The 25,953-nt window shown below is 49.0% G+C and carries 19 protein-coding genes; 10 read left to right on the top strand and 9 right to left on the bottom strand.

Annotated elements, in window-relative coordinates; genetic code table 11:
* Positions 1–23: 23 nt before the first annotated feature.
* From proC to GC097_RS03900, 5 genes are all read right to left on the bottom strand, one after another.
* A complete protein-coding gene (gene proC / locus GC097_RS03920) occupies positions 24–893 on the bottom strand; it encodes a pyrroline-5-carboxylate reductase (RefSeq protein ID WP_171682036.1) in 870 nt (289 codons plus the stop codon).
* A 30-nt stretch (positions 894–923) separates the two neighbouring features.
* Complete coding sequence (locus GC097_RS03915) at positions 924–2,171, bottom strand: glutamate-5-semialdehyde dehydrogenase (RefSeq protein ID WP_171682035.1); 1,248 nt, start codon at positions 2,169–2,171, stop codon at positions 924–926.
* Positions 2,164–3,897, bottom strand: a complete 1,734-nt coding sequence (locus GC097_RS03910) for a proline--tRNA ligase (protein ID WP_171682034.1) — start codon at positions 3,895–3,897, stop codon at positions 2,164–2,166. The genes GC097_RS03915 and GC097_RS03910 overlap by 8 nt, the downstream gene beginning before the upstream one ends.
* 31 nt (positions 3,898–3,928) lie before the next feature.
* The gene (gene proB, locus GC097_RS03905; protein ID WP_171682033.1) at positions 3,929–5,029 is read right to left on the bottom strand and encodes a glutamate 5-kinase; all 1,101 of its coding nucleotides are present in this window, start codon (positions 5,027–5,029) and stop codon (positions 3,929–3,931) included.
* A gap of 392 nt (positions 5,030–5,421) precedes the next feature.
* Positions 5,422–6,624 (bottom strand): pyridoxal phosphate-dependent aminotransferase, encoded by a 1,203-nt coding sequence (locus GC097_RS03900; protein WP_312875604.1) that lies wholly within the window; start codon positions 6,622–6,624, stop codon positions 5,422–5,424.
* Positions 6,625–6,803: 179 nt separating this feature from the next.
* Between GC097_RS03900 and GC097_RS03895 the strand changes: the two genes are divergently transcribed.
* Positions 6,804–7,604 (top strand): carbon-nitrogen family hydrolase, encoded by an 801-nt coding sequence (locus GC097_RS03895; protein ID WP_246293930.1) that lies wholly within the window; start codon positions 6,804–6,806, stop codon positions 7,602–7,604.
* Between the two features lie 365 nt (positions 7,605–7,969).
* Positions 7,970–9,352 (top strand): glycine--tRNA ligase, encoded by a 1,383-nt coding sequence (locus GC097_RS03890; RefSeq protein ID WP_171682032.1) that lies wholly within the window; start codon positions 7,970–7,972, stop codon positions 9,350–9,352.
* Positions 9,353–9,406: 54 nt separating this feature from the next.
* Here GC097_RS03890 and GC097_RS03885 read toward each other — a convergent pair whose 3' ends face one another.
* The 4 genes from GC097_RS03885 to GC097_RS03870 form a co-directional block, all read right to left on the bottom strand.
* The gene (locus GC097_RS03885; RefSeq protein ID WP_171682031.1) at positions 9,407–9,898 is read right to left on the bottom strand and encodes a cysteine dioxygenase; all 492 of its coding nucleotides are present in this window, start codon (positions 9,896–9,898) and stop codon (positions 9,407–9,409) included.
* A 487-nt stretch (positions 9,899–10,385) separates the two neighbouring features.
* Positions 10,386–11,261 carry an SDR family NAD(P)-dependent oxidoreductase gene (locus tag GC097_RS03880; RefSeq protein WP_171682030.1) on the bottom strand — a complete coding sequence of 292 codons (876 nt, stop codon included), beginning with the start codon at positions 11,259–11,261 and terminating at the stop codon, positions 10,386–10,388.
* Between the two features lie 113 nt (positions 11,262–11,374).
* Positions 11,375–12,334 (bottom strand): helix-turn-helix transcriptional regulator, encoded by a 960-nt coding sequence (locus GC097_RS03875; protein ID WP_171682029.1) that lies wholly within the window; start codon positions 12,332–12,334, stop codon positions 11,375–11,377.
* 25 nt (positions 12,335–12,359) lie between these two features.
* Positions 12,360–13,253, bottom strand: coding sequence for a LysR family transcriptional regulator (locus GC097_RS03870; RefSeq protein WP_171682028.1), 894 nt, complete (start codon positions 13,251–13,253; stop codon positions 12,360–12,362).
* Between the two features lie 318 nt (positions 13,254–13,571).
* Between GC097_RS03870 and leuC the strand changes: the two genes are divergently transcribed.
* The 8 genes from leuC (at position 13,572) to GC097_RS03830 (ending at position 25,746) form a co-directional block, all read left to right on the top strand.
* On the top strand, positions 13,572–14,993 hold the full coding sequence (gene leuC, locus GC097_RS03865; protein WP_171682027.1) for a 3-isopropylmalate dehydratase large subunit: 1,422 nt from the start codon (positions 13,572–13,574) through the stop codon (positions 14,991–14,993).
* A gap of 27 nt (positions 14,994–15,020) precedes the next feature.
* Complete coding sequence (gene leuD / locus GC097_RS03860) at positions 15,021–15,626, top strand: 3-isopropylmalate dehydratase small subunit (RefSeq protein WP_171682026.1); 606 nt, start codon at positions 15,021–15,023, stop codon at positions 15,624–15,626.
* Positions 15,627–15,893: 267 nt separating this feature from the next.
* Positions 15,894–17,405 (top strand): N-acetylmuramoyl-L-alanine amidase family protein, encoded by a 1,512-nt coding sequence (locus GC097_RS03855; protein WP_171682025.1) that lies wholly within the window; start codon positions 15,894–15,896, stop codon positions 17,403–17,405.
* A gap of 67 nt (positions 17,406–17,472) precedes the next feature.
* On the top strand, positions 17,473–18,060 hold the full coding sequence (locus tag GC097_RS03850) for a GerMN domain-containing protein (protein WP_171682024.1): 588 nt from the start codon (positions 17,473–17,475) through the stop codon (positions 18,058–18,060).
* A 29-nt stretch (positions 18,061–18,089) separates the two neighbouring features.
* Positions 18,090–20,804 carry an S-layer homology domain-containing protein gene (locus GC097_RS03845; RefSeq protein WP_171682023.1) on the top strand — a complete coding sequence of 905 codons (2,715 nt, stop codon included), beginning with the start codon at positions 18,090–18,092 and terminating at the stop codon, positions 20,802–20,804.
* A 194-nt stretch (positions 20,805–20,998) separates the two neighbouring features.
* On the top strand, positions 20,999–21,670 hold the full coding sequence (gene nth, locus GC097_RS03840) for an endonuclease III (RefSeq protein WP_171682022.1): 672 nt from the start codon (positions 20,999–21,001) through the stop codon (positions 21,668–21,670).
* A gap of 25 nt (positions 21,671–21,695) precedes the next feature.
* Entirely contained in the window at positions 21,696–21,971 is a 276-nt protein-coding gene (locus GC097_RS03835) for an NAD/NADP transhydrogenase alpha subunit (protein WP_171682021.1), read from the top strand.
* A gap of 88 nt (positions 21,972–22,059) precedes the next feature.
* Positions 22,060–25,746, top strand: coding sequence for a dynamin family protein (locus GC097_RS03830; RefSeq protein ID WP_171682020.1), 3,687 nt, complete (start codon positions 22,060–22,062; stop codon positions 25,744–25,746).
* The last annotated feature ends 207 nt before the right edge of the window (positions 25,747–25,953 follow it).

Below are 25,953 nucleotides of genomic sequence, written 5' to 3'. Positions count from 1 at the left end.
TACTAGAATAAGACCTCGTTCATTTAGGACAATTTGCTTACGGGGCTTGACACCGCGATTTGCTCGCCCATTTCTTTGGCCCGTTCCGCGGAGCGGAAGACGGCCTTGGATACAGCTTCCGTAAACTGGTAGCGATCCAGTGCTTCAATGGATGCTTGCGTAGCCCCATTCGGCGACGTGACCTTGCGGCGAAGCTCGGCCGGATCTTCTTGTGTATGCTGAACCATGTGAGCGGCTCCGAGCACGGTTTGCAGCGTGAGCTGCCGTGCGTCTTCCTCGGTTAGACCGCCTTCGATGCCCGCTTTGATCATAGCTTCCATGAAATAGTATACATAAGCGGGACCGCTGCCGGATACCCCGGTTAGAATTTCAAGTTTCTCTTCCTCTACGATGGAAACGATACCCACAGCTTCGAACATTTGGGTTGCGAGCTGCTTTAATGTATCATTGACTTTTGCGGAGAAGCTCATTCCTGTTGCGCCCAATCCGATCGTCGAGGATGTGTTCGGCATTGTCCGAACGATGGGCATATTCGAATCCAGCAGCGTCTCTATTTTGGCGATCGAGAGACCGGCGATGACTGAAACGAGCAGCTGCCCCTCATTCAGAAGCGGCCTAAGATCCGCAAAAGCCGTCACAACGTCTTTGGGCTTCATGCAGAGCACGACAACATCGGCTTCGCGCAGAAAGGATTCTTTCACAGCCGGATCGGAAGTGGCCTGCAGGCCATATTCGGAGCGCAAAAATGCGAGACGGTCTTGATCCGATCGGTTCATGACGTACACATTTTGCGGATTGGCAACCTTGGTTTGGATCAAGCCCCGGATAATGGCTTCCGACATGGAGCCTGCGCCGACGAAAGCGATTTTGGCTTGGGATAAAGTAATGGACATCGTACATTCCTCCTCAATTGATGTTCGAACTTATTGACGTATTTGACCGCTGCCGTAGATGCGGTATTTGGTTGAAGTTAATGCCGGCAGACCCATCGGTCCGCGAGCATGAAGTTTTTGAGTAGAGATGCCGATTTCCGCACCGAATCCGAATTCAAAGCCATCCGTGAAGCGGGTAGAGGCGTTGTGGTAAACCGCTGCCGCATCGACCTCCTGCAGAAATCTCTCGGCATGCGAGGCATCTTCCGTCACAATACATTCCGAGTGCATCGTGCCGAATTCGCGGATATGATCCAACGCTTCATCCAGATCCTTAACCACTTTGACGGAAAGAATGTAATCTCCGTATTCCGTTCCCCAATCCGCTGCTTCAGCTTTCAGCATGCCAGGAACAATAGCTCTGGCGCGCTCGTCTCCTCTAAGCTCCACATTGGCGCCTGTGAAGGCTTCCGCAATGGCGCCAAGATGCTTAGCTGCCGCCGCTTCATGCACGAGCAATGTTTCCATCGAGTTGCAGACGGAAGGACGTTGAGCCTTGGCATTTAGCCCAATCGCGATGGCCATTTCGAGCTGTGCGCTTTCGTCAATAAAAGTATGACATACACCTGCGCCTGTTTCAATGACAGGGACGGATGCGTTATTGACAACATTTTGAATAAGTGAGTGTCCGCCTCTTGGGATGAGAACGTCGATTAAGCCATTTAGTTTCAGCATTTCATCGACTGAACTGCGATCCGAACTAAGGATCAGCTGCAGAGCGTCAGCAGGAATGGCGGAACGGCTTAGCGCGCTATGCAAAACCTCGACGATTTTCTCATTGGAAAATAAAGCGGCTGAACCGCCACGCAGCACAACGGCGTTGCCTGTTTTGAGACATAAACCTGCCGCATCCACGGTGACATTCGGTCTTGCTTCATAAATAATGCCGATTACGCCCAGCGGAACGCGAATTTTACGGATGCGCAAGCCGTTCGGACGCTCAAAATCTTCTAGCGTATCCCCGATAGGGTCCGGCAGCTCGGCGATTTGACGCAATCCTTCGGCGATTGCGGCGATACGATCTTCATTCAAGGATAGACGGTCAAGCAGGGAGGAGCTGGTGCCTAATTGTTTGCCGCGTTCCAAATCTTTTGCATTCGCCTCAATAATGGCCTGCTGTTCGGTGACAAGGGCATCAGCCATTAGCAGCAGCGCTGCGTTTTTCTGCTCCGTTGTGAGATTGCCCATCTTTTGGGCGGCTTGTTTCGCCAGTTTTGACTTTTGAACGACTTCACTCATGGGAAGATCGACCTCCTGTTTGGAAAAAAGTTTGGCAATGCGTAAGTATTTGAGCAACCGTTATTTCATCTTGATGACCGCTGCGGCGTTCCTTGCATTCCACGATGTTCTCTGCGGCTTTTTTCCCTACGGTAATTCGCAAGGGGAAACCGAGCAGGTCGCTGTCGTTGAATTTTACGCCTGGACGCTCTTCGCGATCATCCCAAAGGACGGCATAGCCGGCCCCAGTCAACGACGTATAAATTTCTTGGGATAATTTCATCTGTGTCTCATCCTGCACTTGAACTGTCAGCAAGTGGATGACAAAAGGCGCAATGGACGCTGGCCATAGGATGCCACGCTCATCATAATTCTGCTCGATAATAGCCGCCAGCACACGGGAAACGCCAATTCCGTAACAACCCATAATAAGGGGCTCGGATACGCCGTTCTCATCGCTGAACACAGCCCCCAGCGAACGGCTGTACTTGGTTCCGAGCTTGAAGACATGACCAACCTCAATGCCTTTAACAAAAGCGAGTTCATGCCCGCAGGACGCGCAGCAGTCGCCTTCGGCAGCATTGCGCAGGTCATGGTAAGTCAAACCCGCGAGATCGCGCTGGGCGACGACCTGTGTGAGGTGGTAATCCGCTTCATTGGCGCCTACGACGGCGTTCTCCATACCCCTCACCGAAAAGTCCGCGATGATCTTAACGTTTTGAAGTCCGATCGGCCCAATAAATCCGGCAACGGAGCCCATTTTTTGAATTTCCGATTCGGAAAGCATCGTAAGTTCTGAAACGCCTATGACATTTTTTGTTTTAATCTCATTAACTTCACAGTCGCCCCGAAGGAGGACGATGACAGGCACGCCGTTTGCGGAGACAGCAACAGATTTAATGATCCTCTCAGGCGGAATGCGAAGGAATTCGCTTAGCTGTTTAATGCTTGCCGCCTGCGGTGTGTGCACTTTCTCCGGCCGACCGTCCAGCTCTGGCTGCTTGCTTGCAGCTATTGAAGAGGGCGGCAACTGACCAACGGCTTTCTCCAAGTTGGCCGCATAATGGCAGGAAGGGCAATGAACAATCGTGTCCTCGCCGATGTCCGCAAGCGCCATGAATTCGTGTGTATCCGTACCGCCCATCGCACCGGAATCGGCTTCAACAGCCCGGAAGTTTAAGCCGCAGCGTGTGAAAATGCGATCATAAGCGTTGTACATGCGTTGATAGCTTTCATCAAGCCCGGTTGCTGTTTTATCAAAGGAATACGCATCCTTCATGATGAATTCGCGTCCGCGCAGCAGGCCGAATCTCGGTCTTCGCTCATCCCGGAATTTCGTTTGAATTTGATACAGCGTGACAGGAAGCTTTTTGTAGGACTGGATTTCGTCCTTCACGATCGTTGTTATCACTTCTTCATGGGTGGCGCCGAGCGCAAACTCACGGCCATGCCGGTCTTCCAGACGCATGAGTTCGGGACCATAAACATCCCAACGCCCGGACGATTTCCATAATTCGGAAGGATGGAGCGCCGGCATGAGCATTTCTTGAGCGCCTGCCGCGTCCAGCTCTTCACGAACGATGGTTTGGATATGTTGAAGGGCTTTAAGCCCTAACGGTAAATAGGAGTAGATCCCGCTGGAGAGCTGCCGTATCAAGCCTGCGCGGAGCATGAGCCGGTGGCTTGCGGCTTCGGCATCACCCGGGACGTCCCGCAAAGTTGGAATCAGCATTTTTTGTTGTCTCATGGTTTGGTGTGCCTCGCTTTCTCATTCGAATCTAGGCCAGCGGAACCCATTCATCGCGGTGGATGACTTCGATTCTGGCTACTTCCACGCGCTTTTGTACTTCCTCGGTTGATAATCCCGCGGCGGCTTGGATTTGCCATGCCGCATAATTCACGACGCCGCGTCCGAGCAGTGTTCCCTCGTTGCTCAGCACTTCGACCACATCGCCGGGGTGGAAATCGCCGGTAGCTCCGATGACGCCTGCCGGGAGCAGGCTTTTGCCGCCGCTGACCAGGGCCGTCCGGGCACCTGGGTCGACGAGGATTTGCCCTTGGGGCAGCGAGTGGAAGCCGACCCATTGCTTCTTCACCGGCAGGTTGTTCAGCGCCGTGTCGAAGTACGTGCCCTTGCCGCTGCCGCCAACCGTAAGCGATAAATCACCGGGCTCCACCACGCGCCCGATGAATACCGGCACGCCCCCGCGCATCGCGATGCGGGCGGCCTCGACTTTCGAGCGCATGCCGCCGGTGCCGACCGCGCTCCCCGAACCGCCGGCGAAGCTGAACAGCTCGTCGCTGATGGCGGCTACGCGATCGATACGCTGGGCGTTCGCGTTTTTGCGGGGATCGTCCGTGTACAGGCCGTCCATGTCTGTAATGATGATCAATTTGCTTGCCTTCACCAAATTGCCAACCAAGGCCGACAACGTATCGTTGTCGCCGAATTTCAATTCATCTACCGCGACGGTGTCATTCTCGTTAATGACCGGAACGACGCCGCGCTGCAGCAGCTCGTCAATCGTCATCAGCGCGTTCTGGACGCGCTTGCGGTTCGAGAAGTCGTACCGGGTCAGCAAAATTTGCGCTACGCTTACGCCGTGGGACGCAAATGCTTCGTGGTACGCCTGCATAAGCAGCGCTTGCCCTACAGCGGCTGCGGCTTGCTTCTCGTGCAGCACCTTGGGCCGCGTGCGGTACCCAAGGGAAGTGAAGCCTGCGGCTACCGCGCCTGAGGTTACGAGCAGGACTTGGTTGCCGTCCTGCTGCAATTGCGCTAGTTCCGATGCGAAAAAGCGGATTTTATCGGGATTTAAACCACCCGTATCTGAAGTTAAAGAGGAGCTGCCGATTTTCACGACGATGCGCTGAGTCATTACAATCCCATCCTTTGCTTGAGTAAATATGTATCATGCAGATACAAAAAAAGACTCCCGTCCTCATAACATAAGGACGAAAGTCTGTAGCTTCCGCGGTACCACCTTAGATTGGCGCAAACCTATAGCGGCTGCACCCAACTCTGGATTCCCTGATAACAGCAGGGGCTGTTCAACTCATCGTTGACGGTTCAGGGGCGGGTTCGGAATCGGTTCACGGCAAGCTCTCTCAGTCGGTGGAGCTTACTCTCTGGTTACGTGCTGCACGTTCCTACTATTCCCATCATAACATTGCGATATAGAAGTTTTGGAAGACTTCCTTTTTTGGTTCTATCTAGAATAGCACGGGGTCCAAGCGTTTGTAAAGCAGCAGAAGCCGCTAACTTTTGGGATTAGCCGAATAAATTTAGCTTTCCAATGCGCTGTACGGCTTCAGCTAACCTTTCTTCCGAAGATAATAAGCCGAGACGCACGTAGCCTTCGCCATGTGTGCCAAAGCCAATGCCCGGGGCAACTACCACCTTTGCTTCTTGGAGAAGCAGATCGGCAAGACTTTGTGACGTATGTCCCTTCGGAACAGGCAGCCAGGAGAAGAAAGAGCCCTGTGAAGGCCGGGCATTCCAGCCAATGTCCGCTAATGCCGTATACAGGGCATTGCGGCGGCTCTCATATACATCGCGCAGCTCGGTTACGCAGTCTTGCGAAGCGGTCAGCGCGGTTGCAGCCGCAGCTTGGATGCCGCCGAACAAGGAGCAGTAGTAATGATCCTGCATCAAATTAATGAGGCGGATGACTTCCCGGTTGCCGAGCGCAAAGCCTACGCGCCAGCCGGCCATGTTATACGTTTTGGAAAGCGTATAGAACTCGATACCAACTTCTTTGGCGCCTGGCGTTTGCAAGAAGCTAATCGGCTTCTGTCCGTCAAATCCGATAGCGCCGTAGGCGAAATCACTGGCGACGACTACGCTGTTCTTCTGCGCGAACCGGACCGTTTCTTCATAGAAGGAAGCGGGGGCCGTTGCGCCGGTCGGATTGTTCGGATAGTTGATGAACATAAGCTTTGCACGATCCAGATCGGATTGCTTCAAAGCGGAGTAATCCGGAAGAAAGTTATTTTCTTCGCGCAAGGGCATAAAGGCCATTTCCGCTCCGGCTAGCGCTACGCCTGACCAATAATCGGGATAGCCCGGATCTGGCACAAGGCAAACATCGCCGGGATTCAGCAAGCACTGTGCGATTTCGATGAGTCCTGTTTTGCCGCCGAAAAGGATCGCGACTTCCGTCTCCGGATCAAGATCAACCTGGTGATCTTCTTTATAACGCTGTGCAATCGCTTGTTTCAGAAACGGAAATCCGCTGAATGGCGGGTATTTGTGATACAAAGGGTTGGCGGCCGCTTCCTGCATCGAAGCAACGATATGAGGCGGTGTAGGGCGATCCGGGTTGCCCTGTCCCAAATTGATTACATCATGTCCCTGGGCAATTTGTTCATTCGCCTTACCTACGAGCGTCGCGAAAAATTGCGTTGGCAAACCTTTCATCCGTTCGGCAGGCTGTATGGGAAATGCGCTTGTTTTAGTAGATAGAATCGTCACGTTTTAATTCACACTCCGGAGGTCGGGATTTTAATTAATAACCTAAATGTATCATGATTAGCCTTTTTTTCATAGTGATGAAAAAAACGATTTATGCGGCACTTGGGTTCAAACCGAATTTCGATTATGATAGAAAACATAGTATTGGCTTTTTGCCCACCGGAAGGAGTATTCACCGCATGTCAGAATCAAAACAGCTTCATCTAGTCCTTATTCAAATGGATATCACGATCGGTGAGCCGGACACGAACTTTGCCCGATTGGAAAAGCTTCTTCAAGAAGCCGTTCAAAACGACCCGAGACCGGATGTGATCGTTTTCCCCGAGATGTGGAACACCGGCTACGCCTTGACCGAGATTCAAGAGCTTGCAGACCCGAATGGGGCAAGAACAAGATCGTTCTTAAGCGAATTTGCCAAAGCGAACAATGTTAATATTATTGGCGGCTCGATTGCCGATAAAAAAGAAGAACGAGTGCTAAACACCATCTATGCATTTGATCGCGAAGGGACTGAAATTGCGGAGTATTCCAAAATTCACTTGTTCCGTCTGATGGATGAAGAGAAATTTCTTCACAGCGGGGACAAACTTGGCCGATTTGAGCTCGAGGGCGTTCCTGCCGGCGCCATGATTTGTTATGACATTCGCTTCCCTGAGTTGGCGCGCAAATTGGCGCTGGATGGCGTGAGAATTTTATTCGTGCCTGCGGAGTGGCCACACCCGCGTTTGCATCATTGGCGCACACTGCTCATGGCTAGAGCGATCGAAAATCAAATGTACGTCGTCTCTTGCAACCGTGTCGGAACGAGTGGAACGACGGAGTTTTTTGGCCACTCCATGGTCATTGACCCTTGGGGCGAGGTGCTTGCGGAAGGCGATGAAAGCGAAGCGATTTTGCGGGCGACGATCGATTTAGAGGAAGTTGTTCGGGTAAGGGCCAAAATTCCGGTCTTTGAGGACCGCCGGCCGCATTTGTATTAATTTTTCTTTAATTTGGTTTTAAGGATTTGATTTTTTGTCGGTTTTTCTGTAAACTAAAGCCAATTGAATGATCAATTGTGGCTGTGAAGGATGAATAGTACTTGAACAACTTCTTGTTCAGCGAGCTGGGGACGGTGAAAGCCCAGACAGAAGCTCAAGGAAAAGGCTATCCGGAGCCAATACGATAAAGGGGATACATGGCTTTTACAGGTGTATCAACTAGGGTGGAACCGCGGGTGCGTAAGGCTCTCGTCCCTAGGCATGATTTGATGCCTTTGGATGTTGAGCCTTTTTTGCGCGCTCATATCCAAACGGACGTCTAAGGGCTTTGACCCATTACGATAAGCTGAAGGAGCGAATGAACGATGAGTGTTACTATGGATCAAGTTGTCGCATTAGCAAAGCACAGAGGTTTTGTTTTCCCGGGTTCGGAAATTTATGGCGGTTTGGCCAATACGTGGGATTACGGTCCGTTGGGTGTAGAACTGAAAAATAACATCAAGCGCGCTTGGTGGAAAAAATTCGTTCAGGAATCCCCGTATAACGTAGGTCTTGACGCTGCGATTCTGATGAACCCGCAAGCTTGGGTCGCATCCGGCCACGTAGGCAATTTCAACGATCCAATGATCGATTGCAAAAGCTGTAAAGCTCGCCACCGCGCAGATAAATTAATTGAGAACAAGCTGGCTGAAAAAGATATCGAAATTATCGTTGACGGTATGACTTTCGACGATATGATGAAGCTGATCGTAGAGCATAACATTGTTTGTCCGGATTGCGGCAGCAAGGACTTTACTGATATTCGTCAGTTCAACCTGATGTTCAAAACGTTCCAAGGCGTAACGGAAGCGAGTGCCAACGTTGTTTACCTGCGTCCGGAAACAGCTCAAGGTATTTTCGTTAACTTCAAGAACGTTCAGCGCACGATGCGCAAAAAGCTGCCTTTCGGTATCGGCCAAGTCGGTAAAAGCTTCCGTAACGAAATCACGCCGGGCAACTTTACGTTCCGTACACGTGAGTTTGAACAAATGGAACTTGAGTTTTTCTGCAAACCGGGTGAGGATATGAAATGGTTCGAATACTGGAGAAGCTTCTGCCACAATTGGTTGCTATCCCTGGGTGCGAAAGAGGAAAACCTCCGTTTGCGCGATCACAATGAGGATGAATTGTCCCACTACAGCAATGCAACGACAGATATTGAATACAAATTCCCATTCGGTTGGGGCGAGCTTTGGGGTATTGCGGATCGTACGGATTTCGACTTGAAACAGCACATGGAGCACTCCGGCGAAGATTTCAACTATATCGATCAAGAAACGAACGAGCGTTACGTTCCTTATTGCATTGAGCCATCCCTTGGCGCAGACCGTGTAACTTTGGCACTTCTGATCGATGCATTCGAAGAGCAAAAGCTGGAAGGCGACGACAGCCGTACGGTGCTTCACTTCCATCCGGCGCTGGCTCCGATCAAAGCCGCTATTTTCCCGCTTTCCAAGAAATTGAATGAAGGCGCGCAGGCGGTATTCGCCGATCTTGCCAAGCATTTCATGGTTGATTATGACGATACAGGTTCAATCGGCAAAAGATATCGCCGTCACGACGAAATCGGTACGCCGTTCTGTATTACTTACGACTTCGAGTCCGAGACAGACGGCCAAGTAACGGTACGCGACCGTGACACAATGGAACAAACCCGGATGCCGATTGCTGAATTAAAAGCATTCATCGAAAATTCGCTTCAATTCTAAGCTAAAACCCTCTGCGAGAGGCCTAACAAGGCGCTTTTGCAGAGGGTTTATTTTTTATATTACATAATCGAGGACTTCGGTGTATGGCAGATAGCGGTGAACGTCGCGAAGCGGCGGACTATAGACGTGAATGGAAACGGCAGGCTCATGGAACGGATTGCTAAGCTGATGAATTTGATTCTGGGGAGCTGTAAAGCAGTCGCCTGCTTTAATGAAAACATCGTTTTCAACTATAGGGTAACCATCCTTGTCAAGGACGAATGTGGAATTGACGATGTTTCCTTGAACCAAACAAGCTGCCCCGATTGATGTTCCATGATTATGAATCGCGGTAGCAGCGGAAGGGGGGATATGAATGATAATAACCTCGAGATGCTGTGTGCTATAAAGGACATTGCGGCCATAAGGGAGCTGTCTTGGCTCGGTTTTATGCGCAGGCACCTCATAGAGCAAGCCGTTTAGCGATAGTAGTGCCTCGCTTAATTGTTCCAATGAAGGTTGTTGCAATTTACAGAATGTCTGTTCAACTGCTCTTTCTAACATCATGGTCTCCGCCTCCTAGGCATGGTTCTCTTTATCAGAAATTATTAGAGAATCGATAAGTTTTTATTATATTGTATGCGGACGGTATTTAAATGGTTAGGGGAATTGGCAATAATTTGGGAGTGATCGAACTTGAACAAGATAACCTAGCCTTTGTCTAATCACGCTTCGGACACAGCGGCCGTTATCTTCGCGAAAAGCGTCGTGTCACAATGACGGACGCCAGAGTCTTTATTTACCGATTTCGGGGCAAAATCAGCCCGAAGTGTGCAAATGACAGCACAGGTGTCCGTCCCATGTTCAAAGAGGTTCTTTTCCAGCGAATAAGGACCTCTCTGTCCGTTAGCGAGAATGAATACTGCGGTAACACCTATTGCATCTGCTCGATCGGCATAATGTCAAAAAAAGACGGCCGGAATTTGCAGTTATTCACAACTGCAGCATCCAACCGCCAAGTTATTTTCAATAAATGTTTAATAAAGATGTACGTTCATACGCGAAAAGGGGGCAAACGCCTGCCATCCGTATCTGTAAAATCATATCGCTCAGCCAAGGAGCCAACTTCGAGAATGTTCCCTGCTTGAAGATGGACCTCAGGATCGGAGGCCAGCGCGACTACGGCGCGCCCGATATACTCGACTGATTCCGTCGGATGCAAATCTTCAATTTTCATGAAATCAGGATCGTCTGGTTGAAGTCCGTAATGTTTGAGCACAGCTTCTGTGCGCATCCAACCGGGGGCCAGCGTAAGTGCTGTCACTTCAAGGTGCTGCGCTTTGAGATTTTGGGACATAGTCCGTGTCATATTGACAACCGCGCGTTTCACCGTGTCATAGAAAACATTTACAGGATAATTTCCGCCGATGTCGGAGTAAACGCCTGTGTTAATTATGAGTCCGCGATTCTGCTCCAGAAAGAAAGTGGACATGGCATGGCGGCTGGAGACCATTTGAGCACGTAAGCCGGCATCGAACATGCTGTCCCAACGTTTCATTGGCTGCTCCCAAAAGGGAACCAAGAAATCAACATCTTCATAGTTTTCGTAACCGCCCCATGCGTTGTTGACCAAAAGATCAAGCGTGCCTTGCTCCTGTCTGATTCGCTCATACAGCGCTTGGACATCCGCTTCAACGGTATGATCACAACGAACGGCAATGCCTACTCCGCCGCGCGCCGTCACTTCATCCGCCGTATCCTCAATCGTTCCTTTCAGATCTGTTCTCACACTCTGGGCTCTCGTGCTGCGGCCGGTTACGTAAACCGTTGCGCCCGCCTCTCCAAGTACCAACGCAATGCCTCTGCCAGCGCCTCGACTGGACCCTGTAACGAGCGCTACTTTTCCTTGCAGCTTTTTTTCATTCGTCATCGGTAAACGATGCCTCCTTTGCGTCCTATGGCCAAGTTATCTTGCACATATAGATTAACTCGTTACTATGACAATTCTTGTCGTGGATTGTGAGCGCGTGAAGAATCGTGCACTTAACCGTATGAACGTTGCATGGCTTGAATTTGCTCGCGAATCCAGATCACCATGTCCATCGGCTCGACGACCAGGGCATCCGCACCCATACTTAGAAAGAATTTCGAAAAATAAAGCAGATTGCTTTGATGCATATCAGTCAGAAGCTCCCCGCTGCCATCCGCATGAAGGGTTATCGTTCCCTCCATATCACCGCTTCGTTCATAGGCTCTGATTCCAGCAGGGGTAAATTTGACGCGAAGCCTGATGAGTTCGGAGGAATGGGCTGTCTGGTTAAGATCTGCGGTTAGCCAATCAAGGATGGTATAGTGACTGAGATCTTTGCCGGGATGACCCGGCTCAGCACGCTCCAAGCTTAGTATGCGATCCGCGCGAAAAAGCAAGATTCTTTCTTTTAGAAAACAATAGGAGGGGAAGTACCAGAATCCGTTCGATGAGTAGATGCCGATAGGTTGAACTGTTCGATCTGTGGCGCCATCCTTGGACGCATACGTCATGCGAAGCGGTAGGCCATCGATCGAAGCCTCCAATACTTGCTCCAAGTACGGAGAACTTTGCGTTCGAGTAGGCGTCCAGAATGAGACGCGGTCTTTGAGGGCATCAATTCTTGCTTTGGCATCACCTGGGAGATAGTGATAAAACTTATTAAGCGCTGAAACCGATTCGGAGGCAAAAGGCAGCGCTCCATAAAATTGGAGCGATTGAAAGGCGAAAAACATCGCCACCGCTTCTTGCTCCGTGAACAAAATAGGAGGGAGCATCCGCTTCTTTAACAAGCGGTAGCCCCCATGCGGCCCGAATTCCGTATATAGCGGCATTCCGAGCTCGCTCAATTCCTGTAAATCGCGATGCATGGTCCGCTCCGAGACGCCAAACTCCTCGGCCAGCTCTTTAGTCGTAAACCTCATACGTTCATTGACTGTCATCATAAGCTGGATTAATCGCTGGGTTTTATTCATGCGGGTTATCCTCCTCTGCGTTTGGCTACCCGATTGTCCGCATGACTTCTTTCATCGTGCTGACGAAAGCTTCAGCCGCTTTGGAAAGATATCTGCCCTTGCGGTAGGCGATAACAAGTGTACGAGCCGGCTTGCCTTCTAAAGGAAGGTGAACGGGCGACAATTCGCTGAAGCTCCGTTTTGAGATCAAATACGGCACAAAGGCGATTCCCATGCCGGCGGCGACGAGGGATTGCACGGTTTCCATGTTGCTGGATTCGAAAACGATATTAGGGACAATTCCCGCATTTTGGCACAGCTCCAAAGTTAGCTTTCGAAACCCTTGCCCTTTCTTCAAGGCAATGAACGATTCTTTTTCCAATTGGGAAATGCTGACCGGTCCGTTGTTCTGAGTCAGAGGATGACGAGGTGGCACGGCAAGAACAATTTCCTCTTCCAGCAAAGTTTCGTAAACGAGAGACTCTTCTCTCAGCGGTAATGACAACAGCGAGATATCCGTCTGTCCATTCATGGTTAACGTTTCAAGATTGGCAGATGTTTCCTCGACAAGCGAAATCTCAATATCCGGATAAGCGGCTTGGAAAACGGGGACTACGAAAGGGAGGATGGTCGATCCTGTAATTGGCATGCTGCCCACGACCAGACGTCCTTTTTTCATTTGAGAAATGTCTTCCATTTCCTTTTTGAGCTGTTCGACCATGTCGAGTATCTTTTGGGATTTTTCTACGAATAAAGAGCCGGCATGCGTAAGCTCCACGGAGTTGGTGCTGCGCTGAAAAAGTAGCACGCCAATCTCCTTCTCAAGCTTGGACAGCTGTTGGCTGAGAGAAGGCTGGGCGATATGCAGTTTCTCTGCGGCACGGGAAAAGTTTCGTTCGACGGCGATTTGAATCGCGTATTGCAATTGACGTAATTCCAATGTATTTACATCTCCTAATGTGAATGATGAAGATCTTCTTTATTGCTTTTAGCTATAAAGCTAACGGGCTTGTTACATTTATACGTGCCATAATTGTATTTTACCATAAGCGATGATGTCTTGAGGGACAGAATGTGCAAGAGTCTGGTTTATAAATATAACCAACTATTGCTATACAATACCCGCGATCGCCGTATAGGTTATTCCTATCAAGCTTATAGTTATTATATCTTGGAGCAATGACGATAACCATGCTACACTACGTATGAGGGTAAGACATTAACAAATTGAGCGGATAATGACAAGAGGTGACTGGATATGAGTAAACAAACGATGTTCGAGAAAATCTGGGATAATCACGTAATTAACCAGGAAGAAGGCAAACCTAGCGTTATCTATATCGACTTGCAGCTGGTGCATGAAGTAACATCGCCGCAAGCGTTTGAAGGACTTCGTCTATCGGGCCGTAAAGTTCGCAGACCTGACTTGACTTTTGCAACGATGGATCATAACGTTCCGACGAAGGACCGTTTCAATATTACAGATCCAATTTCCAAACAGCAAATTGATACACTTTCCCAAAACTGCCGTGATTTCGGCGTTACTTTATTCGATCTTGACAGCATCGATCAAGGTGTCGTGCACGTTATGGGGCCTGAGCTTGGCCTTACGCACCCAGGCAAAACGATCGTTTGCGGCGATAGTCACACATCAACGCACGGTGCTTTCGGTGCACTGGCATTCGGTATTGGTACAAGCGAAGTGGAGCACGTTCTTGCAACGCAAACGCTGCAGCAATCCAAAGCCAAAACGCTTGAAGTACGTATTACCGGCAGCTTGAAACCGGGTGTAACGGCGAAGGACTTGATCCTTGGCGTTATTGCGAAATATGGCACGGATTTTGCGACCGGCTATGTAATCGAGTATACAGGCGAAGCGATTCGTGGTCTTTCCATGGAAGAGCGTATGACCGTTTGCAACATGTCCATCGAAGGTGGAGCGAGAGCAGGTTTGATTGCTCCAGACGAAACGACTTTCAACTACCTGCGTGGCCGCGAGTATGTACCGCAAGGTGCTGATTTCGACGCAGCCGTAGCGGAGTGGTCGAAGTATGTAACGGACGAAGGAGCAACGTATGACTGGGTAGTTGAGTTTGATGCGGATACCTTGATTCCACAAGTAACCTGGGGAACTAGCCCGGGTATGGGAACAAGCGTGACTGCTCTTGTACCGGACCCGCAAAGCTTCGAAACCGAAAATGAACGTAAAGCTGCTGAAAAAGCGCTTGAATATATGGATTTAACACCAGGAACACCAATGACGGATCTGAAAGTTGATTATGTCTTCATCGGTTCTTGTACGAACGGACGTATCGAAGATCTGCGTGCCGCAGCGACAATCGCACAAGGCTACACCGTTGATCCAAGTGTTACGGCAATCGTCGTTCCAGGATCCGGCCGCGTTAAAATTCAAGCTGAAAAAGAAGGCTTGGACAAAATTTTCACGGCTGCAGGCTTCGAATGGCGCGATGCAGGCTGCAGTATGTGTTTGGCAATGAACCCAGACGTTCTGAAGCCAGGTCAACGCTGCGCATCCACTTCCAACCGTAACTTCGAAGGCCGTCAAGGCCGCGGTGGACGTACGCATCTCGTATCCCCGGCGATGGCTGTCGCTGCAGCGATCAAAGGTCATTTCTACGATGTTCGCGATTGGGAAATCAAAGAATACCAACAAGCTTAATTTTGGCTGATTAAGGAGAATGAAAACATGGAAGCTTTCAAACAACATACAGGCCTAGTCGGTCCTGTGGATCGTGTCAATGTAGATACAGATGCAATTATTCCTAAGCAATTTCTAAAAAGAATCGAGCGCTCCGGATTCGGCCAATTCCTTTTCTTCGAATGGAGATGGGATGAAGCGGGTAATGTAATCGAGAGCTTTCCACTGAACCAGGATCGTTTCCAAGGAGCTTCTGTTCTGCTCTCCAGAGCGAACTTCGGCTGTGGATCTTCCCGTGAGCACGCACCATGGGCGATTCAAGACTTCGGCTTCCGCGTTATCATCGCGCCTTCTTATGCGGATATCTTTTACAACAACTGTTTCAAAAACAGCATTTTGCCTATCAAGCTATCGGAAGAGCAAGTGGATGATTTGTTCAACCGTACAGCGCAATATGAAGGCTACAAGTTGAACGTCGATCTTGAAAACAATAAACTGACTGACAATTACGGTCTGGAAATTTCCTTCAATATCGATGAGCACCGCCGTCAATTTTTGCTGCAAGGCTTGGATGATATCGGGTTAACGCTGCAGCATGAAGAGAAAATTACAGCTTATGAGCAAGCGCACGCGAAGCGTTTGGCTTATAAATAAGTTCTAATCGAAGACGCATCTTAATGGGGATTCCATGGGATGCGTCTTTTTTGTTGTTTTTTATGCAACTTTTGGCAGTTTGCCACGTCTAATAGATTACTAGATTGTCGAACGGACGGAGGTTTTGCTGTCGGGCCAAGTGACTATTTTACATATTAAGGACAATTGCTGCTAGGTTTTGAGAGACAGATGTCTCATTTTTGTGAAAACGACTATAATTCCGACATTACATAGAGGTGAATGATGAAATTTCCTGCATTTTGTATCATGTTGCTGATTTCTTTGCTGCTGCTCCCTACAACTGTCTTCGGGGCGGAAGCTCCTAATACGATTAAGCTCTTTATGAATGAAAAAAGGCTCGTTTCTAATGAGGTTCAGCCTCGCATTATTAGTGGAAATACGATTGTGCCGGTTCGCATCATCGTAGAAGAAATCGGCGCCAAGGTCACTTGGGACGAAGCTGCGCGCAAAGTAACAATCGTCAAAGATGATGTGAACATTCAATTGGTGATCGACAGCAAGTCGGCGCTGATAAAGGGCAAGAAGGAAGTCTTGGAGGTTGCGCCAATCATTGACAAAGGCAATACGATGCTGCCGCTCCGTTTCATTGGCGAGCAATTGGGTATTGAATTTACATGGGACGCATCCACTTCGTCCGTTCATATGTTTAAAAAAGATAGCGACGATTCCAAACCCGTAACAGCACCGGTTGAGGTTGTGGATGACAAAACGCCAGTTACACCGCCTACAACCCCAGCGAAACCAGGCAATGGTAACGGCACTGGAACTGGCACTGGTAACGGCACTGGAACTGGAACTGGAACTGGCAACGGAACTGGTACAGGTACAGGCACTGGAACCGGGACTGGCACTGGCACTGAGACCGGGAGCAACATACCGGATCCCAACATTCATTTGTTGACCTCGATCGTGCTGACGGACAAAGACCTTACGGTTAACGCCAAAGACGGCACTCTCGTACCGACAACGATGAAATTAGCTAATCCGAATCGCATCGTATTTGATTTCCCGAATACAACTCTCGATGAGCCGCTTCAGAAACAGCTCGTCAAAAATGCGGGAGAGCTTGCATCCAAGCATCCGCTTGTTGAGAAAGTGCGCTTTTCCAATTTCAAAGATAATCCGGCTACCGTAAGAATTATTTTGGATTTGAAAAGCTCTGCAGACTTTAAGGTTCAGCCTTCGAAACTGCCTAATCAGTGGAAAGCGACAATCGGAGAGCATCAGTTGACTATCGTTATCGATGCGGGTCACGGCGACAACGATCCAGGCGCATTATCCATAACGGGCAAGCATGAGAAGGATTTTACCCTCTCGACAGCGAAGAAAGTAGAGCAGCTTCTTCTACAGGACAAGCGTCTTAATGTCCTGATGACTCGTTCTGATGATACGTTCATTCCGCTGGATGACCGGGTTTCTTTTGCAAATAACATTCAAGCGGACCTTTTCTTATCGATTCACGGTAATAGCGCTAAGGCTTCGGTATCCGGTACAGAAACGTACTATAACAGACCGGAAAGCGCAGCTTTTGCGAATGTCATTCACAAGAATGCGGTTGCGGCTACAGGATTCCCTGATCGCAAAGTACGCGAAGCTGATTTTAGAGTCATCACGAAAACGACCATGCCGGCTGTTCTGCTGGAAGTAGGGTACTTGTCTAATAAGAACGATGAAACTGCGATGTATAAGGATGCGTTCCAGGACAAGTTAGCCTCATCTCTCGTTGCTGCTATCAAAGAATACTTGAACCTCAAATAAGAGGCGAAACTCTAATTTTAGGCTACGATGCTGGTTTTGCTAAGCAAAACGCGAAGGAGTGAATGAAATGACCCAAACAAGACGCTTCATACAAGGGGCACTAATTGTGAGTGCCATTACATTGTCTATAACGGCCTGCGGTCAAAAAAACCAATTGGTTAATGGTAATGCTCCGCAGACTACGGTCCCAATTACAACGCCTGCCGGTGAAAGCCCCCTACCAACGGTTGCGGCAAGTCCGACACCGGAGCCTGTCCTGCACAAAACGATCAAAGCCTATTATAGCGATCAGGATGAAATGAAGCTTGTAGAAAAAGATGTGACGATTTCCTATAAAAAAGAAGCCGACGTGTACGAAGCAGCGCTTAATGCGCTCAAAAAGAGCGATGATCCTAAAGCGATTCCTTTGTTCGATGACTTGAAGTTTACAAGCGCAGCTTTGGATAAAGCCAAGGGAGAGTTGAAGGTTGATCTCGCTTTCGGTCCCAAAACGCAATTGGGTGCGCCGGGCGAAGAACTGTTTTTGGAAGCACTGAAAAAAACGGCTTTTCAATTTCCCGAAGTAAAAGCGTTGTATATCCTCAAGGATGGAAAACAAGTGGATAGCTTAATGGGGCATATTGAGCTTCCCTACCCGATCAAACGACCTAATTAAATGGAAAAGCAGAGGAGTTTATACGAAAAATGAGAAATAAGAAATTGGCAAGCGCAATTTTAAGTTCATTAATTGCAACAAGTTTAGCCGGAACGCCGGTTCTGGCTGCAGAATCCGTGAACGGAATCTCAACGAATAACGTAAAGCTTTCTTTCCCGGACGTAAAATCAGACTACTGGGGAATTCGCCATATTTCCAAGCTGGCCTTGGAGGGAATCATTGAAGGATATGAAGATGGTGCGTACCGCGCCGAAAATTCGGTTTCGCAGCAGGATGTTCTCATTATGGCTGTTCGCATGATGGGCTTGCAGGATGAAGTTAACGGATTAACCTCAACGACGGTATTTCCTGATTTCATGCTAGTCGATAACTATGCGCGGAATTACGTGGCCGTTGCTCTGCAAAAAGGGTTGATCTCTAACGAGGAAGAGAAAGAAAGAAGCCTGAGCGACAAGTCCAAAGAGAAGTGGGGTCAGCGTAAAGCATCCAGAGAATGGGTAGCTGAAATCGTAATTCGCGCGATCGGTAAAGGCGCTTTCGCCCAAAGCTTGTCACAAACAAAAACATCGTTTACAGATAATAGCTCAATCAGCTCGACAACTTTGGGGTATGTGAATGCGGCTGTTGCTCTGAAAATTGTCGATGGCTTCGAAGACGGGACGTTCCAACCCAAAGGGGCGGTAACGCGCGCTCAGATGGCGGCCTTCCTAAGCCGCTCTCAGAAAGACCTGACTTCCTTGCCGGCGCATGCGAAGAAAGGGTACTTGACGAGCCTCACCAGCGGTACGATCGGACTTATGGATAAAGAGGGGAATACAAGCACATATAAGCTTTCACCGAATGCAGTTTTCTACGGCAACAAGAATGATATTGCTATCGATCCGAAGTCGTTCGAAGAAACGTATGAAGTCTCGATCGTTGAAGTGAATGGTATGGCTTACTATGTTGAAATCATTAAAGATGAATTGCAATTGGATATTCAAGAAGGCAAATTGCTCAAGTTAAATATGAACGCCTTGAAAGCTACGTTGGATGATTTTGAAAGCTATGATTTGGCATCGGATGTTGCCGTAACGGATACGGAAGGCCGCGGTCTCAGCCTTGGGGATATCGTAACAGGCAGCACGATTCAATTGCGCAAAAGTAAAATCGTCAAAACAGACAAATATACGTCCATCATCGTGAAGCAGGTGCCAGTCAATAAAACCGCAAACGGTGCAATTCAAACCTTAAATAAAGATTCGGCGCAAATTACGATTCTTGGGACAGAGTCAGGCGGGCAGGAGACTTACAGTTTCTCTTCTGCACTCATTGTTACTTCCACAGATAACAGCTTGGTTGATTTGAACTCGCTGCATGTCGGAGATACGGTCGAATATACGGTCAAGAATAGCGAAGTCGTAAAGATTGCCGTTAAGAAGCAGGCCGATGTGGGTATAAGTGTTGAAGGTACTCTCAAAGACATAAGCGATGATAAAACCTATTTAACGATCACGAAAACGGCGGGCTCACCTTTAGCATCCTATCTATTGGCTGATAATGTCCAAGTGCGTATCGATGGGTTAGCGACCGCCAGCATTTATGATATTGCCCCAGGCGATCAACTCAAACTGGATGTACTGAACAATAAAGTTACTTTAGTTACTGTGACTAACCGCTCTATTGATAATTTATACTTTGCTAAAATCGACAGCTACAATCCGACATCCAAATACTTGACGGTTACAGATAATACAGGGAATCCGCATGTGTATAAAATGACGGATACGGTTGCTATTTCATATGCGGGCACGACACTTCCTTTCTCAAACTTCAGTTCTACGTTTACTGCGGGCAAGTACGTTGATTTGCTAGTATCGAAAAATACCATTACGCAAATTAAAATGTCCTCTCAGTTGAACGGTGTCCTGACGCAGTTAAACCTGCAAACGAACGATATCACGTTAAAAACCGACAGCGGTCAAAACTTGACGTTCAAACTGCAGTATGCTCCTACGGTTGAGCTGGCGAATAAGCCGAACAGTGCGCTTTCCGATTTGAAAGTCGGGGACAGTGTCAGCCTCTTGTTAAGCTTTGATCAAGGCATTGTAACCAAAATTGTGACGAGCAAAACAGCGATATATAAAACAATTTTGAGCAATGTGAACGCTAAGCAGGTTACAGTGACGGACGAAGCCAATACGTCTTATGTCGTATCCTTGGATGGCGTTCCGATTATTAAACCGGATCAAAGCACAGGTGCCATCACAGATATTGGCCTTGACGATTATGTGAAGCTTACATTCAAAGGCTTAGCTGTAGTAAGAGCGGAAATCGTGAGACCGGTGATGGGGAAAGTTACTGCGGTTAACGCGGCGAGTTCCGCCCTGACCATTCAAGATTTCACAGGCAAAAACCAGGTCATTAATGCTGGAACGAATTTTGGCGTTAAGCTGAATGGCGGCGCGGATTGGAATTTCGCCTCCATTAAGGTCGGGGATCGCGTACAAGTGATGAAAGACGTCAATGACAAGCTGATCATTCAAGTGGCGTCTACATCTAAGCGGGAAGTTGATAACTACAGCTCTGTTGTGAATCTTATGTATTTTAAAACAACGAGCTCAGGAGATAAAAATTCCTACAGCCTTTTCCCAAGAGCTTATTACCATACGGGGACGGATGTTTTAACACCATCCTCCTTTGTTTCCGGAGATCAAGTGATGATCTATGTTCTGGATAATAAAATCGTGGAAATCGAGAAATAGGTTTTGAACAAAACAATTGTTAAAACCGTCTGTTTCATAGGAGCCAGGCTCCTGTTGCAGGCGGTTTTTTCTTATTTTAAAAATAAATATGGCAATTTTTTAGAAAATGTTCTCATTTTGACGCTAACAAGCATTGATTCTAACGTCACAATTCGCTAAACTGGAGAATATTACGACCCTAAGGAAGCAAAGACATGACGCAGAAGTTAGTAAGGCATATTTTGGATACGATAGGTGAACTTTTTCCGGATGCACATTGCGAGCTGCGTCACAGTAATCCGTTTGAATTAACGATTGCTGTTTTGCTATCCGCTCAATGCACAGATGAAACCGTTAATAAGGTGACATTGGATTTGTTTCAGAAATATAAACGACCCGAAGATTACTTGGCCGTTCCCTTGGAGGAGTTGGAGCAAGACATTCGCCGGATCGGATTATTTCGAAATAAAGCGAGCAATATTCAAAAGTTGTGTCAACTGCTGCTGGACAAGTTTGATGGCGAGATCCCTGAGAAGCACGAACATTTAGTCGAGCTCCCTGGTGTAGGCCGTAAAACGGCAAATGTCGTTGTATCAAACGCTTTTGGTGTCCCAGCCATTGCGGTAGACACCCATGTAGAGCGAGTGTCCAAGAGACTGGGATTAGCCGGTCCCGATGATTCGGTTCTGGAAGTGGAAAAGAAGCTGATGAAGAAGGTTCCACGAGATGAGTGGACACAGACCCATCATAGACTGATCTTTTTTGGCCGGTATCATTGTAAAGCGCAAAACCCGCAATGCCAGATTTGTCCGTTATTGGATAACTGCCGTGAGGGTAAGAAACGTATGAAACCAAGCTCAACTAGGAAAACTATTACAAACAAATGATATGCAGACAAAGGATGGGATTTGAATGAAATGCATCGCCGTATACACTAATAGCTTTGAACTATTCTCTGATATTTTTGAACAAGTGATTAATACTCCATTAGCCGATAATGAGGAAAAAGTCATTGAAGGTGTAACAGTCAGTGAATCAGGCGAGGTTCCTCAGAATTACATAGACAAAATGAAAACTAAAACTGAGGTCGTTGTGATGAAAGTGAAGGAGTCGGACATTACGATTTTACAGCATCGCGATGTATTCGAAATTTTCTTGCCTGAAAAAGAAAAAGTAGTCATGTCCTAAAAAATAAATCTCCCTTTGGGAGATTTTTTTCTGTATCATCATCCATATGTTTAAAAGAAGACCGGTAAATAAGGAGCGGAACGGACGAATGACGCAAGCGATAGATACAAGCATTTCGGTTATGCCGGATGCGATCAACAAGATGAAGGCGAATCTGCAAACAACAGGGGATCTGGATAACGCAAGCAAGCTGGGCCAATTGCTCGCAAAAATTGATGCAGGACGGATGAATATTGCATTCTGCGGCCATTTTTCCGCGGGAAAATCCACGTTAATTAACCAGCTTTGCGGGCATGGGCTGCTGCCCTCTTCCCCGATTCCAACAAGCGCGAATATCGTGAGCATCCGGAATGGGGCGCCAGGCGCTCATGTGACGCACCGTCATACGAGCAAGCAGGGAGTTACCAATACGATTCCCCTTGACGAGTTGGAAGCTTACTGTGTGAACGGGACCGACATTGAAACGGTAGAGATTTCATACCCGATTGCCTTTCTGGGCGGGCATACGGCGCTGTTGGACACTCCGGGAATTGACTCCACGGATGATGCCCATCATAAATCTACGGAATCTGCGCTGCATTTGGCGGATGTCGTGTTCTATGTGATGGATTACAACCATGTGCAATCCGAAGTGAATCTTGCGTTTACGAAGAAAATGAAGGAGTGGGGCAAACCGCTCTATCTCGTTGTCAATATGATTGATAAGCACAAGGAATGGGAACTGCCGTTTGCGCAGTACCAGGAGGGAACGAAGCAAGCCTTTTTGAACTGGGGCATCGAGCCGGATGATCTGCTCTTCGTTACGATGAAGGAGCCGAATCATCCTCATAACGAGTATGGGAAGCTGCAATGGCTCCTTAAACGTCTGATTGAGCAAGGCGACGAGCTGCGCAGCTATAGCATTGACGCCTCTGCGCGATATCTTGCGGCAGAGCACGGCAAATGGCTCGCTGAGCAGCATGAGCCGCAGAAGGCTGAGCTGATGGAGCAAATGAGCCAGGAAGGCGACGTGCAGGAGATTGAGGCGCAGGCCGCTGCGAAGCAGAAGGAGCTTGCGGTTTTGAAAGGACTGCCGGAAGCATTGACGGCGCAGCTTCGTAAGGAAGTTGGCGGCATCATCGAGAATGCCAACATCACGCCAGCCTTGACCCGGGATCAAGCTCATGCGTATTTGGAGAGCCGGAAGCCGGGGTTCAAGGTAGGATTTTTCTCCAGAGCTGCGCAGACCGCATTAGAGACGGAAAAGAGGCTTGCAGCCTTTCAGGCGGATTTATCCGAGCAGGTGGAAGCGCAGCTCGACTGGCATTTGCGTGATGCTTTGAAGAAGGCCGCGCAAAGCCAAGGGCAGCACGATGCCGATCTCTTAGCCCACATTGAAGCTCTGCGCGTGGAAGTGACAACAGAATGGCTGGCTGCACAAGTGAACGCCGGCGCTACATTCGGCGGTGAGTATACGCTCAACTTCATGAAGCAGGTTGCTTCCGATATTAAGCAGCAGTACCGCAAACAGGCATTTGCGGTCATTGATCTGCTCGCGGCTGCTGTCCGCGAGCACAGCGCTGGGTCGGTCGCATCGCTTGCGGCCGAGCTTGAAGCGCTGGGCGGCCGCCTAGGCGCTGCCCGCGAACTGCGCCGCCTCGAAGAAGCCGAGGCGGCAGCCACAGCCCAGCTGCTGCGCATGGCCAGCTGGGCAAGACCGGCTGCGCCGGCGCTGCCGGACGCGCAGCTGTACACCCCCATGGAGGAGCAAGCAGCCGCCCCGCTGAGCGGGGGACTGCATGTCACCTCCATGGATAAGATCCTGCAGGCCGCTGCCACAGCATCGGCGGCCGCAGGCCCTGCAGCAGCTGCTCCTGCGGAGGCAGCTGCCATGCCTGCCGCGTTCACCTCGGGTGAACACGGCAGGCGCATGGAGCGCAAGGCCGCCGATTTGCAGGCGGCCGCAGGTCTCATCGACGGTCTGCCGTCGATGCGGTCGATCGCGCGCGCCATGCGCGAGAAATCGGAACGTCTGCGGCAGCGGACGTTCACGATTGCGCTGTTCGGCGCATTCAGCGCCGGCAAGTCGTCTTTCGCCAATGCTTTGATTGGCGAAAGAGTGCTGCCGGTCTCGCCGAACCCGACGACGGCGGCGATCAATAAGATCATGCCGCCGCAGGAAGGCTGGCCGCATGGCACGGCTAAGGTGAAGATGAAGAAGGCGGACGCGATTATGCAGGACGTTCTTTATTCATTGGATATCTTGGGCGTGCAAGCAAGCGATATGGCCTCTGCCTTGAAGCGCATAGGCGCTCTTTCGCCTGCTGACGTAACGGCCAAAGGAAAGCCGCATTATTCCTTTTTAAAAGCTGTCGAGAAAGGCTGGCAGCTCGCGAAGGATCATTTGGGCGCAGAATTGAAAATTACCAAAGAGGAGTTTCCAAGCTACGTTGCGGATGAGTCCAAGTCTTGTTTTGTTGAATTTATAGAATTATATTATTCGAACCCTTTGACGGAGCAAGGCATTATTTTCGTTGATACGCCAGGCGCGGATTCCATTAATGCCCGCCATACCGGTGTAGCATTTAACTATATAAAAAATGCGGATGCGATTCTTTTCGTGACCTATTATAATCATGCGTTCTCTCAGGCGGACCGTGAGTTCCTCTTGCAGCTTGGCCGCGTGAAGGACAGCTTTGAAATGGATAAAATGTTTTTCATCGTTAACGCCGCTGATCTGGCCGCAAGTCCGGAAGAGCTTCAAGGCGTAATGACGCATGTGGAAACGAACTTGCTTCAACACGGCATTCGCAATCCGCGTATTTATCCCATCTCCAGTTATTTGGCGGCAGAGGGAAAAATTACCGGCAACGAAACTCTCGTCGCGCAATCGGGTATCCGTCCGTTCGAAGGCGAGTTTGTGCAGTTTACTTTCAACGAGCTTAGCGACGTTGCGATCCATGCGGCGAATTTGGAGTTGAACCGGGCGATTGCCACGATGCAGCAGTGGCTGGAGAGCGCTCAAACCGGCGAAGAACAGCGCAAGCAGCAGTTGATGAAGCTGGAGCAAGCTCAGCGTGAGGGGGCAGAACTGCTGGAACGTACGCCATTCGAGGCGGAACTCAAGGAATTGAAGAAAGAGATTCAGGAGCTTCTGTATTATGTGAAGCAGCGTACGATGTTCCGATTCGGCGAATTGTACAATTACGCCTTCAATCCTTCCACGTTCCGGGAAGAGGCGAAAGATCCTAAGCAAGCTCTTCAGTCGGCATGGGGCGAACTGCTGCGTATGATCGGTTATGATTTGTCGCAGGAAGTACTCGCAACGACGCTGCGGGTCGAGAATCGAATGAATCTGATTTCCGGCAGCCGTCGCAACCGATGGGAAGAGCAGCTTGGTCAAGTCATGGAAGGCTTCGAAAGCAGCGCCTATGAGTCAAATACGTTTGTAACGCCTGAAATTAGTTCCAAATTAGATGCGCCTGATATTTCGCTCAAGCTGCTTCAAAGCCATTTCAAGAATGCGAAGCAATTTTTTGAAGGCGATGGCAAAAGCAAGCTTAGAGCGGATTTGGAAAATCGGATGACAGGACCGGTTGCGCAGTTTATTGAGCGTCAAACATCAGAGCTTGAAGAGGCATACGCCAATCAGTTGGAAACTTGGTTGATGACGCAGAAAAATCAGATGCTTCAGCAGCTGGGTGAACACGCTGAGGGGATGCGTGACGCCCTTGAAATGAAGATTGATTTGAACGAACTAATATCTAAACAGCATCAATTAAAGGCGTTTGTTTAACAAATAAACAATAGGGTTGACCGAGTCAAATGAACTTGGTCAACCCTTTTTTCTGCTTTGTCATGTAAAGGCTTACATCATTGGTTATCGGGATGATTTAAAAGAATAGGGGGGATTTCTGCACGTTTTTGTGAAGTTATGGGCTTTTAAGCGAATATATCACGCATTCTTCTGATTGCCCGCATATAGGGATGGTGATAAGATTCA

It is taken from the genome of Paenibacillus planticolens, assembly GCF_013141725.1.
GTDB classification, from domain to species: domain Bacteria; phylum Bacillota; class Bacilli; order Paenibacillales; family NBRC-103111; genus Paenibacillus_E; species Paenibacillus_E planticolens.
Note: the sequence above shows the minus strand (reverse complement) of the source record. Positions and strands in the feature narration are given on the sequence as shown.

Bases quoted from the DNA above. Each gene is read 5' to 3' on its own strand.
- proC (WP_171682036.1), bottom strand. From the start codon at position 893: ATGTCCATTACTTTATCCCAAGCCAAAATCGCTTTCGTCGGCGCAGGC.
- GC097_RS03915 (WP_171682035.1), bottom strand. From the start codon at position 2,171: ATGAGTGAAGTCGTTCAAAAGTCAAAACTGGCGAAACAAGCCGCCCAA.
- GC097_RS03910 (WP_171682034.1), bottom strand. From the start codon at position 3,897: ATGAGACAACAAAAAATGCTGATTCCAACTTTGCGGGACGTCCCGGGT.
- proB (WP_171682033.1), bottom strand. From the start codon at position 5,029: ATGACTCAGCGCATCGTCGTGAAAATCGGCAGCTCCTCTTTAACTTCA.
- GC097_RS03895 (WP_246293930.1), top strand. From the start codon at position 6,804: ATGTCAGAATCAAAACAGCTTCATCTAGTCCTTATTCAAATGGATATC.
- GC097_RS03890 (WP_171682032.1), top strand. From the start codon at position 7,970: ATGAGTGTTACTATGGATCAAGTTGTCGCATTAGCAAAGCACAGAGGT.
- GC097_RS03885 (WP_171682031.1), bottom strand. From the start codon at position 9,898: ATGATGTTAGAAAGAGCAGTTGAACAGACATTCTGTAAATTGCAACAA.
- GC097_RS03880 (WP_171682030.1), bottom strand. From the start codon at position 11,261: ATGACGAATGAAAAAAAGCTGCAAGGAAAAGTAGCGCTCGTTACAGGG.
- GC097_RS03875 (WP_171682029.1), bottom strand. From the start codon at position 12,334: ATGAATAAAACCCAGCGATTAATCCAGCTTATGATGACAGTCAATGAA.
- leuC (WP_171682027.1), top strand. From the start codon at position 13,572: ATGAGTAAACAAACGATGTTCGAGAAAATCTGGGATAATCACGTAATT.
- leuD (WP_171682026.1), top strand. From the start codon at position 15,021: ATGGAAGCTTTCAAACAACATACAGGCCTAGTCGGTCCTGTGGATCGT.
- GC097_RS03855 (WP_171682025.1), top strand. From the start codon at position 15,894: ATGTTGCTGATTTCTTTGCTGCTGCTCCCTACAACTGTCTTCGGGGCG.
- GC097_RS03850 (WP_171682024.1), top strand. From the start codon at position 17,473: ATGACCCAAACAAGACGCTTCATACAAGGGGCACTAATTGTGAGTGCC.
- GC097_RS03845 (WP_171682023.1), top strand. From the start codon at position 18,090: ATGAGAAATAAGAAATTGGCAAGCGCAATTTTAAGTTCATTAATTGCA.
- nth (WP_171682022.1), top strand. From the start codon at position 20,999: ATGACGCAGAAGTTAGTAAGGCATATTTTGGATACGATAGGTGAACTT.
- GC097_RS03835 (WP_171682021.1), top strand. From the start codon at position 21,696: ATGAAATGCATCGCCGTATACACTAATAGCTTTGAACTATTCTCTGAT.
- GC097_RS03830 (WP_171682020.1), top strand. From the start codon at position 22,060: ATGACGCAAGCGATAGATACAAGCATTTCGGTTATGCCGGATGCGATC.